This is a genomic window from Azoarcus indigens (genome assembly GCF_004361735.1).
GTDB classification, from domain to species: domain Bacteria; phylum Pseudomonadota; class Gammaproteobacteria; order Burkholderiales; family Rhodocyclaceae; genus Azoarcus; species Azoarcus indigens.
The window spans coordinates 110,577-123,362 of the sequence record NZ_SNVV01000001.1 but is presented as its reverse complement, the minus strand read 5'-3'; the positions used below and the strand labels follow the sequence as shown (position 1 = coordinate 123,362).

12 protein-coding genes are annotated in these 12,786 nt (G+C 68.7%); 11 read left to right on the top strand and 1 reads right to left on the bottom strand.

Annotated features, from left to right (window positions below):
- The first annotated feature begins 78 nt into the window (after window positions 1–78).
- The 10 genes from C7389_RS00625 (at window position 79) to cydC (ending at window position 11,218) form a co-directional block, all read left to right on the top strand.
- Entirely contained in the window at window positions 79–465 is a 387-nt protein-coding gene (locus C7389_RS00625) for a DUF2946 family protein (protein WP_133587343.1), read from the top strand.
- 211 nt (window positions 466–676) lie between these two features.
- Window positions 677–1,171, top strand: coding sequence for a copper chaperone PCu(A)C (locus C7389_RS00620; RefSeq protein ID WP_133587341.1), 495 nt, complete (start codon window positions 677–679; stop codon window positions 1,169–1,171).
- 41 nt (window positions 1,172–1,212) lie between these two features.
- A complete protein-coding gene (locus C7389_RS00615; RefSeq protein WP_133587339.1) occupies window positions 1,213–1,566 on the top strand; it encodes a DUF2946 family protein in 354 nt (117 codons plus the stop codon).
- Window positions 1,567–1,837: 271 nt separating this feature from the next.
- Window positions 1,838–3,931, top strand: coding sequence for a TonB-dependent copper receptor (locus C7389_RS00610; RefSeq protein ID WP_133587337.1), 2,094 nt, complete (start codon window positions 1,838–1,840; stop codon window positions 3,929–3,931).
- Window positions 3,932–4,178: 247 nt separating this feature from the next.
- On the top strand, window positions 4,179–4,565 hold the full coding sequence (locus tag C7389_RS00605; protein ID WP_133587335.1) for a DUF2946 family protein: 387 nt from the start codon (window positions 4,179–4,181) through the stop codon (window positions 4,563–4,565).
- Between the two features lie 222 nt (window positions 4,566–4,787).
- Window positions 4,788–6,401 carry a cytochrome ubiquinol oxidase subunit I gene (locus tag C7389_RS00600; RefSeq protein WP_133587333.1) on the top strand — a complete coding sequence of 538 codons (1,614 nt, stop codon included), beginning with the start codon at window positions 4,788–4,790 and terminating at the stop codon, window positions 6,399–6,401.
- A 3-nt stretch (window positions 6,402–6,404) separates the two neighbouring features.
- The gene (cydB, locus tag C7389_RS00595) at window positions 6,405–7,541 is read left to right on the top strand and encodes a cytochrome d ubiquinol oxidase subunit II (protein ID WP_211168323.1); all 1,137 of its coding nucleotides are present in this window, start codon (window positions 6,405–6,407) and stop codon (window positions 7,539–7,541) included.
- A 43-nt stretch (window positions 7,542–7,584) separates the two neighbouring features.
- Window positions 7,585–7,695 (top strand): cytochrome bd-I oxidase subunit CydX, encoded by a 111-nt coding sequence (cydX, locus tag C7389_RS00590; protein WP_133587329.1) that lies wholly within the window; start codon window positions 7,585–7,587, stop codon window positions 7,693–7,695.
- Between the two features lie 59 nt (window positions 7,696–7,754).
- Window positions 7,755–9,506: a thiol reductant ABC exporter subunit CydD gene (gene cydD / locus C7389_RS00585; protein ID WP_162851616.1), complete on the top strand. Its 1,752-nt coding sequence runs from the start codon at window positions 7,755–7,757 to the stop codon at window positions 9,504–9,506.
- On the top strand, window positions 9,506–11,218 hold the full coding sequence (gene cydC, locus C7389_RS00580) for a thiol reductant ABC exporter subunit CydC (protein WP_133587325.1): 1,713 nt from the start codon (window positions 9,506–9,508) through the stop codon (window positions 11,216–11,218). The genes cydD and cydC overlap by 1 nt, the downstream gene beginning before the upstream one ends.
- Here cydC and C7389_RS00575 read toward each other — a convergent pair.
- The gene (locus C7389_RS00575) at window positions 11,215–11,595 is read right to left on the bottom strand and encodes a hypothetical protein (protein ID WP_133587323.1); all 381 of its coding nucleotides are present in this window, start codon (window positions 11,593–11,595) and stop codon (window positions 11,215–11,217) included. The two genes, cydC and C7389_RS00575, sit on opposite strands and share 4 nt — an antisense overlap.
- 142 nt (window positions 11,596–11,737) lie before the next feature.
- Here C7389_RS00575 and C7389_RS00570 point away from each other — a divergent pair, with 142 nt between their 5' ends.
- Window positions 11,738–12,775 (top strand): DUF481 domain-containing protein, encoded by a 1,038-nt coding sequence (locus C7389_RS00570; protein ID WP_162851615.1) that lies wholly within the window; start codon window positions 11,738–11,740, stop codon window positions 12,773–12,775.
- The last annotated feature ends 11 nt before the right edge of the window (window positions 12,776–12,786 follow it).

Genomic DNA, 12,786 nt, shown 5'->3' with positions numbered 1-12,786 from the left:
ATTACTTTCGGGGTATGGATGGGCGAGCGCACCGCCGCCGGCTAGAATGACGGACGTTTTCCTCCCGCTCCTACCGTCTTGCCTTCCTTGCTCCGCCTCTCCGCCTGCAGGCAACGCTTCGTAAGCTGGCTCGCCTTCGCCGCGATCCTGCTGGCGGCGCTGGCGCCTGCGGTCAATGCGGCGATGGCGGAGGGCGGCGGCACCATCGACATCTGTACCGCTGCCGGCGTGGTCCATCTGCCCGGCGAGATCCTGCCCGGCGTGCCGACCAAGGCGCTGGCGGGTGGCGAACATTGCCCCTACTGCGTACACAAGGCCGCCTTCGATGCGCTGCCGGCTTCTCCCTGGCTGCCGGCAGTGCCGCCGGCCGATGCCGGCTTCGAGCTGAGCCAGGCGCCAACTCCCCACGTTTCCTCTTCTGCCTGGCCCACCGCCAGGCCGCGCGCGCCGCCCGCCCTGGGCTGAGCGCCGCCCGCCGCACCGCCGCCGGTCCAGGCCCTGGCCGGTGCGCAGCCTGTTTTCCCCTTGCTGTTCCCGCCGGCTGTCCTGCTTCATGTCCGAGAGCGGGGAGGGCTGGCGGCCATGCTGAATCCATCGCCGGCTTTGCCCGGCATCCGTCCTGCGGCGCTGCGCCTTCTGCCGCCCGTGGGCGTTTTCACTGTCGAGGAGTTCCATCATGAAGAAGTTGATGCTTGCCCTGCTGTTTGCCGCTTCCGTGCCTGCCGCTCATGCGCAGGTCCAGATCGAGTCGCCCTGGGTGCGGGCCACGGTGGCCGCGCAGAAGGCTTCCGGGGCTTTCTTCCGCATCACCGCCGCCAGCGATTCCAGGCTGGTGAAGGTGAGCTCGCCGGTGGCCAATGTCACCGAGCTCCACGAGATGAAGACCGAGGACGGCGTGATGAAGATGCGCCAGATCGACGCGCTGGCGCTGCCCGCTGGCCAGGCGGTGGAGCTGAAGCCGGGTGGCTACCATGTGATGCTGATGGGGCTGAAGGACCAGATCAAGGAGGGCGACACGGTGCAGCTGAGCCTGGTGGTGGAAGGCAAGGACGGCAAGCGTGAAACGGTGGAAGTGCAGGCGCCGGCGCGTTCGCTGACCGCAGGCGCTGCCGCCCCGGCCGCCCCGGCCGCGCCGGCCCACGAAGGCATGGCGCACGAGCACAAGCACTGAACGCCGCCTGAGCCGTCGCTCCCGCAACATTGAGCCTCGCCATGCACCGCCTGCTGCGCCACCGCGTCCGCCTCGCCTGGATCGTCATCGTCGCGATCCTGGGCGCGGTGTTGCCGCGTGCGCTGCCAATGGCGGAAACCCTGGCGATGGCGGACATCTGCGGCGCCGGCCACTTTGCCTCCTCGCCGGTGGGCGAAGTGGCGGTGGACGACGGCCATGGGCATTGTCCGCTGTGCCGTTGGGAGCCCCAGGCCTGGATGCCGCCGCCGGCGGAGCTGCCGCCCGCTCGCGCAATTCTGCCGCCAGCACGCCCGGCGCTGCCGGAACGGGCCGGCCCGCCGCCACGCCCGCCGTTCTTCTCCGCCGTACCTCGCGGTCCGCCCGCGTTTTCCTGACCCGCAAGCCAGTCCAGCGCGCCCTGCAGCAGCGGATGCCACGCCGTCCTCCCTGATCCCCGGCGGAAGGCGGAGCGCCCCAGGGGCAGCCCGTTTCGCGCCGTTCCCCGGTAAAGGGAAATGGCGCGATACCCGTCCCGCTTCATCCGGACCGTGCTGGATCCGGCTCTCGAGCAGCCCCGACGCCGCTGGCCCCCGCCACGCGGTGCGGACCCTCCCGCCCGGCCTCCGCATGCTGCCGGCGGGAATACAAGGAAAACGAGGAATCAAGATGTCGCCGAAACTCCGCCGGCTGCCGCTGGCGCTCGCTCTTTGCTTCGCCCTGCCGCTACCTGTCTTCGCCGCTCAGTTGCGTGAACACCAGGAAGATTCCACAAAGGAGGACACCGCGCTGGGCGCGGTCGTGGTCACCGCGCCGACCATGGATGCGCCGCTCACCGTCGTTACCGACCCCAAGGCGCCGCGCCAGCCCATTCCCGCCCACGATGGCGCCGACTTCCTCAAGAGCATCCCCGGCTTCTCGGTGATCCGCAAAGGCGGCACCGACGGCGATCCGCTGCTGCGCGGCATGTCCGGCTCCCGCCTGGGCATCCTGCTGGACGGCCAGGAAATCTACGGCGGCTGCGGCGGCCGCATGGACCCGCCGACCGCCTACGTCTATCCCGAGAGCTACGATCGCGTCACCGTGCTCAAAGGGCCGCAGAGCGTGATCTACGGCGCCGGCATGTCGGCCGGCGTGGTGTTGTTCGAGCGTGATGCGCCGCGCTTCGACAAGGCGGCGTGGGAAGCCTATGGCAGCCTCACCTTGGGCAGCTTCGGTCGTAACGATCAGGTGCTGGATGTCACCGGCGGGGCGCCGGGCTTCTATGTGAGGGCCGGTGCAACCCGCTCGCACACCGATGACTACAAGGATGGCGACGGCAACAAGGTGCATTCCAACTACACCCGCTGGAGCAGCACCGCGGCACTGGGGTGGACGCCGGACGAGCAGACGCTGCTTGAGCTCTCGTTCGCCCGCAGCAATGGCGAGGCCGCCTACGCGGACCGGAGCATGGATGGTTCTCGCTTCGCACGTGACAACGTGGCGCTGAAGTTCAGCAAGAGCAAGGTGTCGCCCCTGGTGGACGAGGTGTTCGCCCAGGCTTACTACAACTATGTCGATCATGTGATGGACAACTACAGCCTGCGCGACCAGCTGAACGCCAATGGCTTTTCGGCGATGAACCCGGACCGCATCACCACTGGTGCCCGGGTCGGCGTGAGCCTGACACCCACCGAGCCGCTGCGGCTCACCCTGGGGCTGGACACCAAGCAGGACGTGCATCGCACCCGCAATGCCATGGGGCGCGCCAGCGCGGATGCCGCCGACGACTACTACCGCAGCCTGCCTTACGAGGAGGACATGCGCTTCCGCCAGTTCGGCGTCTTCGGCGAAGGCAGCTACAGCCTGGACGAAGCGGGCCGCATCGTCGCCGGCCTGCGTGTGGACGAACACTCGGCCAAGGATTCGAGGCGCTGCGTGGCCGGCATGTACATGGGAGGCATGTGCATGGGCGCGCCGGTAAACCACACCCGGGGTGAAACCGACCGCGCTACCTTGACCAGCGGCTTCGTGCGCTACGAGGGCAACGCAGCGCTGGGCACCTACTACGCCGGGCTGGGGCATGCGGAACGCTTTCCGGATTACTGGGAGCGCCTGCTGCGGGACGAGGACACGCTGAACAGCGCCTTCCTCACCGTGAAGCCGGAGAAGACCACGCAGCTGGACGTGGGGCTCAACTGGCAGGCGGGGGCGTGGAGCGGGGCGCTGTCCGGCTACTACGCCAAGGTGCAGGACTACATCCTGATGACCTGGATCGCCCCCACGCGGGTGCGCAACATCGACGCCACCGTCGTCGGCCTGGAGGCTGACGTCAGCTGGCGCTTCACCCGCAACTGGAAGACCACCGCCACCCTGGCCTGGGTGCGTGGAGAGAACGACACCGATGACACCGCACTGGCCCAGCAGCCCCCGCTGGAAGCCCGCTTGGCGCTGGACTACGACAATGGCACGTACTCGGCCGGCGGCCTGCTGAGGATGGTGGCGGACCAGAATCGCTACGACATCGGCTCCGGCAACATCGTCATGAACGGCCAGGACATCGGCCGCTCGCCCGGCTTTGCGGTGTTCTCCATCAACGCCGGCTGGCGGCCCGCCAAGGACGCCCAGTTGACGGCGGGCATCGATAACCTCTTCGACCGCAGCTACTCGGAGCACCTGTCGCGCACCGGCAGCGCTTTGCCGGGCTTCGTCGTGCCGGTCAATACCCGCATCCAGGAGCCGGGCCGTACCGTCTGGGTCAAGTTCCAGCTGGCGCTGAAGTAGTTCTTCCGTAATAGACGAAAGCGGGCTTCCAATCCTGTCGCATCGCCGGAAGCCCGCTATCCATAGGGAAAACTACGATAGACGAGGTCTAAAGTAACCGTGACAATACTGTGGTTATAGAGATGTCCGCGCACGGCTCCAGCGTTGCCCGGGAAGCCCAGGCTTCCGGTTTTCCTGCTCAGGCGGGAAACATGGGCGCAGCAGGGCCGGCGTGAAGGCACCGTAACCATTTGCCCCCGACCCTGCCGTGCCTACCCTGTCAGTCCGCTTCCGCCGTTTCCTGTTGCACGCTGCGTTGTTCGCCGCGCTGCTGCATGGCTTTTCGGCCACCGCCAGCTATCTGCTGGCCGCGGTGAATGGCACCAAGGTCATCGAAGTCTGTTCCTCCTTCGGCCTGAAAAAGGTCGTGGTGGGGGAAACCGGCGAGCCGGTGAATCCGGCCGAGGGCATGGGCAAGCCCTACTGCGACTTCTGCGCCGCCGGCTTCATGGGCATCGCCCTGCCGGCCTTGCGTCCGCTGCCGGTGCTCACCCGCGTGCTCGCCAGCGCCAGCCAGCGCGAGCCTGAGCGGGTGCTGCGCTTCAAACGCATGTGGGTGGAGCAGTCCCCGCGCGCGCCTCCGTTGCCCGCCTGATCTCCCTTTTTCTCCCTGTGCCATCCCGCGCGGATGGCAGGTGCGGACCGCCGGCTGCGCGGTTCCGCTGATGACGCACGCGCCGCGCCGGCCTTGATCTGCCTGCCGGCGGCGGCTGGCCGTCGTCCGTCCATGCCTGGCTGTTTCAGGGCAGGGCGGCGCTGTGCCCGTGCGTTGCATAGCGTGCCCGCGCGGCACGCCTGCCAAGGAATACCGAAAACAATGAGCGAAGCCGTTGTAGACCTGTCGCGACTACAGTTCGCGATCACGGCGCTGTACCACTTCCTGTTCGTTCCATTGACGCTGGGCATGTCCTTCATGCTCGCCATCATGGAAACCACCTACGTCATGACCGGCAAGGAAATCTACCGGGACATGACCAAGTTCTGGGGCAAGCTGTTTGCCATCAACTTCGCGCTGGGCGTCACCACCGGCCTGACGATGGAGTTCCAGTTCGGCACCAACTGGTCCTATTACTCCCACTACGTCGGTGACATCTTCGGCGCGCCGCTGGCGATCGAGGGCCTGGTGGCCTTCTTCCTGGAATCGACCTTCGTCGGCCTGTTCTTCTTCGGCTGGGACCGCCTGTCCAAGGTCGGCCACCTCACCGTCACCTACCTCACCGCCATCGGCTCCAACCTGTCGGCGCTGCTCATCCTCATCGCCAACGGCTGGATGCAGAACCCAGTGGGTGCCGAGTTCAACCCGGTGACCATGCGGATGGAGATGACCAGCTTCTTCGAGCTGCTGTTCAACCCGGTGGCGCAGGCCAAGTTCGTGCACACCATCAGCGCCGGCTACGTCACCGCCGCCGGCTTCGTGCTCGGCATCAGTGCCTGGTACCTGCTGAAGGGCAAGGACGTGGCTTTCGCCCGCCGCTCCTTCCGCATCGCCGCCTCCTTCGGCCTGGCCTCTACCCTGTCGGTGATCGTGCTCGGCGACGAGTCCGGCTACCACGCCGCTGAAACCCAGCAGGCCAAGATGGCCGCCATGGAGGGCATGTGGGAGACCGCGCCGGCCCCCGCCGGCCTGACCCTGTTCGGCATCCCGGACGAAGCCACCCGTAGCACCCTGGCCGAGATCCACGTGCCCTGGGTGCTGGGCCTGATCGGCACCCGCTCCATCGACAAGACGGTGCCCGGCATCGCCGAGATCGAGGAGAGGAACGCGGAGCGCGTCACCAACGGCATCCTGGCGGTGCAGGCGCTGGAAGCGCTGCGCAAGGACAAGGGCAACCCGGAACTGCTGGCCAACTTCAACGAGGTGAAGCAGGACCTGGGCTACGGCCTGCTGCTGAAGAAGTACACCGAGGACGTCAGCCTGGCCACGCCGGAGATGATCAAGGCCGCTGCCAGCGACACCATCCCGCCGGTGGCGCCGCTGTTCTTCGGCTTCCGCATCATGGTGGCGCTGGGCGTGTCCTTCCTCGCCCTGTTCGCGCTGTCCTTCTACCACGCCGCGCGCAACACCTTCGAGCAGCAGCGCTGGCTGCTGAAGTGGGCGCTGTACGGCCTGCCGCTGCCGTGGATCGCCTGCGAAATGGGCTGGCTGGTGGCGGAGTTCGGCCGTCAGCCCTGGACCATAGACGGCGTGCTGCCCACCTTCCTGTCCACCTCCACGCTGACCTCCGGCGAGCTGATCCTCTCCATCGCCGGCTTCGTCACGCTCTACACCGTGCTGCTGATCGCCGAGATGTACCTGATGTTCAAGTACGCCCGCCTCGGTCCTTCCAGCCTCGGTACCGGCAGGTACCACCGCGAAACGCCGCCGCAGGCCGGTGGCGCCGCGCTGATGGCGGCCCCGGCCGCGCCGCACGATTCCAAGGGAGTGCAGTAAATCATGATCGACTACGAGATCCTCAAGCTCATCTGGTGGGGCCTGCTCGGCGTGCTGCTGCTGGGCTTCGCCATCATGGACGGCCACGACATGGGCGTGGGCGCGCTGCTGCCCTTCGTCGGCAAGACGGATGAAGAGCGCCGGGTGATGATCAACACCGTCGGCCCGCACTGGGACGGCAACCAGGTGTGGTTCATCACCGCCGGCGGCGCCCTGTTCGCTGCCTGGCCGCTGGTGTATGCCACCGCCTTCTCCGGTTTCTACTGGGCCATGCTGGCGGTGCTGTGGGCGCTGTTCTTCCGCCCGGTGGGCTTCGACTACCGCAGCAAGCTGCCCAACCCGGCCTGGCGTGGCGCCTGGGACTGGGGCATCTTCATCGGCAGCGCGGTGCCGGCGCTGGTATTCGGCGTGGCCGTCGGCAACGTGCTGCAGGGCGTGCCCTTCCATTTCGACGACACCATGCGCGCCTATTACACCGGCAGCTTCTGGGCGCTGTTCAACCCCTTCGCCCTGGTGGCGGGCGTGGTCAGCCTGGCGATGCTGGTGGCGCACGGCGCCAACTTCCTGGTGCTGCGCACGGTCGGCACGGTGCAGAAGCGGGCGCGCGCCGCATCCATGATCGCCACCGGGGCGATGATGGCTGCCTTCGCCGTCGCCGGCCTGATGGTGGGCGAACTGCCGGGCTATGTGATCACCTCCGCCATCGACCACGGCGCGGTGCTCAGTCCCCTGGACAAGACGGTGGTGATGCAGAAGGGTGCGCTGCTGGCCAACTACGCCGCCCAGCCGGCGCTGTGGCTGTTCCCGCTGCTGGGCTTCGCCGGCGGCGTGCTCAGCCTGCTGTTCGTCGCGCTGCGCCGTGGCGGCCTGGCTTTCATTGCGACCTCGATTGCCGAACTGGGCATCATCTTCACCGCCGGTGCCTCGCTGTTCCCCTTCGTCATGCCCTCCAGCTCCGACCCGAGAAGCAGCCTGACGCTGTGGGACTGCGTTTCCAGCCACCGCACGCTGGGCATCATGTTCTGGGTGGCGCTGGTGATGACGCCCGTCATCGTCGCCTACACCAGCTGGGCTTACCGGGTGATGCGCGGCAAGGTCACGGTGGAACACATCCAGGCCAACAGCCGCAGCGCGTACTGATCACGCCAAGCGGCACCGACTGACAGAATCCTAGGAGAAAATCATGTGGTATTTCAGCTGGATACTCGGCACCGCCATGGCCATCCTCTTCGCGGTGGTCAACGCCATGTGGCTGGAGTCGCAGGAAGAGCGCGACCGCAGCGGCGATGCCTGAACGACGGACTTCCGGCGTCCGCAGGTGCCAGGCCCTGACCCATGCGCAGCAATGACGAGATGACCCAGACCGAAGCCGCCGCCGACAGCCGCGGCGGCCCGGACGCGGCCGCCCTGCGCTGGCTGCGCGCCCAGGCGCGCGGTGCAGGCGCCTGGGGCCGGCTGGCCGTGCTCGGCGGCGGCCTGCAGGTGCTGGCCGCCATCGCCCAGGCTGGCGTGCTCGCCTGGATGCTGCACATGCTGATCGTCGAAGGCAGCAATCCCTTCGCGCAGCCGGCGGCCTGGTGGGCGCTGCCTGCATGCCTGCTGGCGCGTGCGCTGGCCGGCGTGCTGAAGGAAGAGGCAGGGCAGCGCGCTTCAGAACGGATACGCGGCAGGCTGCGCGAGGCCTTGCTGGATCGTCTGCATCACCTCGGCCCGGCCTGGCGCGAACGGCGCCAGGCCGGTGCTCTCGCCAACCTGCTGCTGGAGCAGGTGGAGGCGGTGGAGGGCTATTACGCCCGCTATCGCCCGCAACAATGGCTGGCGGTGCTCGCGCCGCTGTTCATCCTTGCCGCCGTGCTGCCCCGGAGCTGGGCCGCGGCCGGCATCCTCTTTCTCACCGCGCCGCTGATTCCGCTGTTCATGGTGCTGGTCGGCTGGGGCGCCCGCGTCCGTCAGACCCGCCAATTGCTGGCCTTGCAGCGGATGAGCGGCCATTTCCTCGACTTGCTGCGCGGCCTGCCCACGCTACGCCTGCTGGACGCCCATGAGCGCCAGGCGCAGGCAGTGGCGCGCATCGGCGAGGATTTCCGCCAGCGCACCATGAGCGTGCTGCGGCTGGCCTTCCTCTCCGGCACCGTGTTGGAGTTCTTCGCCTCGGTGGCCATCGCGCTCACCGCGGTCTACCTGGGTTTCAGCCTGCTGGGCTACCTGGATTTCGGTTTCCACGGCGCCGCGCCTGACCTGCGGCTGGCCTTCTTCATCCTGCTGCTGGCGCCGGAGTTCTACCAGCCGCTGCGCGACCTCGGCACCCACTACCACGCCCGTGCCGAAGCGCTGGCGGCCGCTGGCCAGTTGCAGGCGGTGCTGGAGACGCCTTCGCCGCAGCCGGCCGGCGGCATGAACACGCTGGCGCCGGGCGCACCGGGGTTGCGGATGTCCGGCCTGGTGTTCGCTCACCGCGGAGGCGAGCCAGTGCTGCAGGGCTGCGACCTGGAGGTGGCGGCGGGCGAGGCGGTGGCCATCGTCGGCCCCAGCGGCGGCGGCAAGACCACGCTGCTGCGGCTGCTGCTGGGCCAGTTGCAGCCGCAGGCCGGCATGCTGGCTGCCAACGGCCTTCCTTTTTCCGCGCTGGACCTCCAGCACTGGCGTGAGCGCATCGGCTGGATGAGCCAGCATCCGCGCCTGCTCGCCGGCAGCCTGGCCGACAATTTGCGGATCGCGCGGCAGGATGCGGACGCCGCGGCGATGAGCGAGGCGCTGCACTTCGCCGGCCTGGGCGACTGGCTGGCGACCCTGCCGCAAGGCCTGGCGACTGTGCTGGGCGAGGGGGGCCGTCAGCTCTCCGGCGGCCAGCTGCGGCGGCTGGCGTTGGCGCGGGTGCGTCTGCGACCGGCGGATCTGCTGCTGCTGGACGAACCCACCGCCAGCCTGGATGGCGACACCGAAGCGCTGGTGGTGGCGCGCCTGGCCGAACTGCGCCATGGCCGCACAGTGGTGGTGCTGAGCCACAGACGGGCGCCGCTGCGGCTGGCCGACCGGGTGCTGAGGCTGGAGGGCGGTCGCCTGCAGCCGGCAAGGCCGACTGAGCTGGCAGGGGAGGGCGGCTGATGGCCGGCTGGCGCGAACTCCGCGTGCTGCTGGGCTACGCCGGCCGCCTCGCCGGCGCCGGCCCCTGGCTGCTCGGCGCGCTCCTGCTCGCTTGCGCTACGCTGGCCGGCAGCCTGGGCTTGCTGGGCCTGTCCGGTTGGTTCCTGTCCGCCACCGCCATCGCCGGCCTGACGCCGGCCAGCGCCCAGGCCTTCAACTTCTTCCTGCCCGGCGCCGGCGTGCGCTTCTTCGCCCTGCTGCGCACCGCCAGCCGCTGGGGCGAGCGGGTGGTGAGCCACGAGGCCACCTTCCGCCTGATCGCCGGGCTGCGGCTGTGGCTGTACCGGCGGCTGGCCCGGCTGTCGCCCTCGCAGCTCGGCCGCCACCACGGCAGCGATCTGCTGAACGCGCTGGTGCGGGACGTGGATGCGCTGGACAACCTCTACCCCCGTCTGCTGCTGCCGCTGGCGGCCGCGCTGCTCTGCTTCGCCGTGCTGGCCCTGCTGGTCGGCCAGATGGCGCCGGTGCTGGTCTGGCTGCCACTGGGCCTGACGGCCTTCGCGCTGTTCGTGCTGCCGCTGGCCGGCTGGTTGGCGGGGCGCCGGCCGGCCAGCGCGTGGGTGGCCGGTCGCGCCGGGCTGAGGCGGGAACTGCTGGATTGCGTGGACGGCCTGGAAGACCTCGCCTTGCACCAGCCGGCCTGGCAGGCGCGACGGGCGGCGGCGCTCGCCAGCAGCCGGCACTGGCTGAAGCAGCAGCGCAGCCTGCAGCGGCGCGGCGCCTGGCTGCGGGCGCTGACGGTGCTGCTCACCGGTGCAGCCGCCTGGGGCGCGCTCATGCTTGTTGCACGGGGCGGCACAGCCGAGGCGCCCGGCCCCTGGCTGGCGGCGGTGGTGCTGGTGCTGCTGGGCGCGCATGAAGCCTTGCAGGCGCTGCCCGGGGCCTGCCTGGAACTGCCCGGCACCGCCGCCGCCGCCGCGCGGCTGGAAGGTCTCGCCAGCCAGATGCCGCGCCCGGCCTTTGCCACAGCCGGCGCGCAGCCACCCGGCAACGGGCTGACGGTGAGCGGGTTGGCCTTCGCCTGGCCGGATCAGCTGCCGTTGTTTGAAGGGCTGTCGCTATCGGTGGCCGAGGGCGAGCACATCGCGCTGCTGGGCCCCAGCGGCGGCGGCAAGTCCACGCTGGTGAGTCTGCTGGCGCGGCTGGAAGAGGCGGACGCTGGCGAGATCCGGCTGGGTGGCGTCGAGTTGTCCGAACTGGACGAATCCACGCTGCGCGCCCGCATGAGCTGCGCCGGCCAGTTTTCCTGGGCGCAGGCGGCGACGCTGGCGGAGAACCTGCGCCTGGCCGCTCCGGAGGCGGATGCCGAACGGATGATGGCCGTGCTGCGGCTGGTCGGGCTGGCGGACATGGTCTCCGCCTGGCGCGACGGCCTGCAGACCTGGGTGGAGGAGGGAGGCGCCAGCCTCTCCGGCGGCCAGCGCCGCCGCCTCGGGCTGGCCCGTGCCTTGCTGCGCGAGACGCCCATCACCCTCCTGGACGAACCGACCGAGGGCCTGGACCCGGCCGCAGAAGCCGCGCTCGTCGCCGCGGTACGCCAGCATCTGCGCGGCCGCACGCTGATCTGGGTAACACATCGCCCGGCCGGCCTCGCCGCTTTCGATCGCGTGTTGCGGCTGGAGCAGGGGCGCCTGGCCGAGTTGTCGCCGGCGGCTGTCCGGGCTCTGGACTAGGCGGCGCGCAGTGGTAGCAGCCGGCGTGTCTGCCACAGCATCGCCGCCATCAGCAGCCCGGCAGCGGTGCAGAAGCAGACCGCCAGGTCCGGGCCGATGCGGTCGGCGAGGAGGCCCGCGCCCAGGATGGGAACGATGGTGTTCGGGAGGCGGTGGCGGAGGGCGAACTGCGCAGCGATGCGTTGGCGCGCTTCCCTCACATCCTGGGCGGTCCGTTGTGGCTGGGGATGCTGCACACCAGCTTGTTCCGGCAGGCGGGCGTGCTGGACATCGGCGGGAGGTTCGCTGCCGAACTGGACCTGATCTTCGGACCGATCTGCTGAATCCGAATAGGCCCCGATGCTCACCCAGATCGGGTAAGGCGGCGCCAAGTCCATGCTGGCCTTGGTTTTTGTCCGGTGTTTCATATTTGCAAACAGGCGTTACGCTGCATTGCAAAACGACGAAGGATGGGCCTAGTCTTCCGCCCCATGGCGCACGGCGCCTCTCCCTCCCCCGATGCCGAATCCCCGAATTGCCATGAAACCCGCTTTTGCTTATCGCAGCCTGCGGCTGCTATTCCCATTCCTTTTGCTGTCTCTGGCCGCGCCGGCGGCGCTGGCCGACGAAGTGGTGCTCACCAACGGCGACCGCCTGACCGGCACCGTGCTCAACAAGACGCCCGAGGGCCTCGTGCTGCAGACCAGCTACGCCGGCAGGGTCAAGATCGACTGGCGCATGGTCGAGACGCTGAAGACCGACCAGCCGGTGACCGTGCTGATGCGGCGTGACGAAGGCTCGCTGGAGACGAGGCTGGAGCCCTCCGACCCGGGTACGGTCAAGCTCACCGAGGCGCCGGAAGTGCCGCCGCTGAAGCTGGACCGCATCGCATACCTCAACCCCACGCCCAGTCAGTCGGGCGAAGGCACCGAGTACAAGGGCCGGCTCAACGTGGCGGGCAGCGCCAACAGCGGCAACAGCGATACCCGCCAGGTGATCGCCGAGGCCCAGCTGGAGGGCGTGGCCAAGGAGTCGCGCTTCATGACGCGGCTGCGCGGGGAACAACGCAACGAGGGCGGCAACGACACCGCCAACAACTGGCTGGCCAGTGGCGACAAGGACTGGTTCATCGACAAGCGCCGCTTCGTCTATGGCCGTACCTCCTTCGAGCGTGACCACTTCCGCGATCTGCGCGGGCGCTATGCCCTCGGTGCCGGCTACGGTCTGCAACTGGTGGAGACGGACGACACCAACCTGTCGGTCAAGGGGGGTCTGGATTACGTGCGCGAGCTGCGCTACGAGGACGAGAGCCAGGCTTATCCCGCCTTCGGTTGGGGCATACGTTACCGGCACTGGTTGATCGGCCGTTCGGCGGAGTTCTTCCATGAGCAGGACGGCTACATGAATACCGAGGACACCAAGGACGTCACCCTGCGTACCCGTACCGGCTTGCGGCTTCCCATCGTCGACCGCCTGAGCGCCCAGGTACAGGCGCTGCTGGATTGGGAAGGCAAGCCGGCGGACGACCGCAAGGCCACCGATATCAGCCTGCAGGTGGGCCTGGGTTACGAGTGGTGAGTTCTCGCAGG

Coding starts and splice junctions, on each gene's coding strand:
- cydX (WP_133587329.1), top strand. CDS start 7,585: ATGTGGTATTTCAGCTGGATACTCGGCACCGCCATGGCCATCCTCTTC.
- cydB (WP_211168323.1), top strand. CDS start 6,405: ATGATCGACTACGAGATCCTCAAGCTCATCTGGTGGGGCCTGCTCGGC.
- cydC (WP_133587325.1), top strand. CDS start 9,506: ATGGCCGGCTGGCGCGAACTCCGCGTGCTGCTGGGCTACGCCGGCCGC.
- C7389_RS00610 (WP_133587337.1), top strand. CDS start 1,838: ATGTCGCCGAAACTCCGCCGGCTGCCGCTGGCGCTCGCTCTTTGCTTC.
- C7389_RS00575 (WP_133587323.1), bottom strand. CDS start 11,595: ATGGACTTGGCGCCGCCTTACCCGATCTGGGTGAGCATCGGGGCCTAT.
- C7389_RS00620 (WP_133587341.1), top strand. CDS start 677: ATGAAGAAGTTGATGCTTGCCCTGCTGTTTGCCGCTTCCGTGCCTGCC.
- C7389_RS00600 (WP_133587333.1), top strand. CDS start 4,788: ATGAGCGAAGCCGTTGTAGACCTGTCGCGACTACAGTTCGCGATCACG.
- cydD (WP_162851616.1), top strand. CDS start 7,755: ATGACCCAGACCGAAGCCGCCGCCGACAGCCGCGGCGGCCCGGACGCG.
- C7389_RS00615 (WP_133587339.1), top strand. CDS start 1,213: ATGCACCGCCTGCTGCGCCACCGCGTCCGCCTCGCCTGGATCGTCATC.
- C7389_RS00570 (WP_162851615.1), top strand. CDS start 11,738: ATGAAACCCGCTTTTGCTTATCGCAGCCTGCGGCTGCTATTCCCATTC.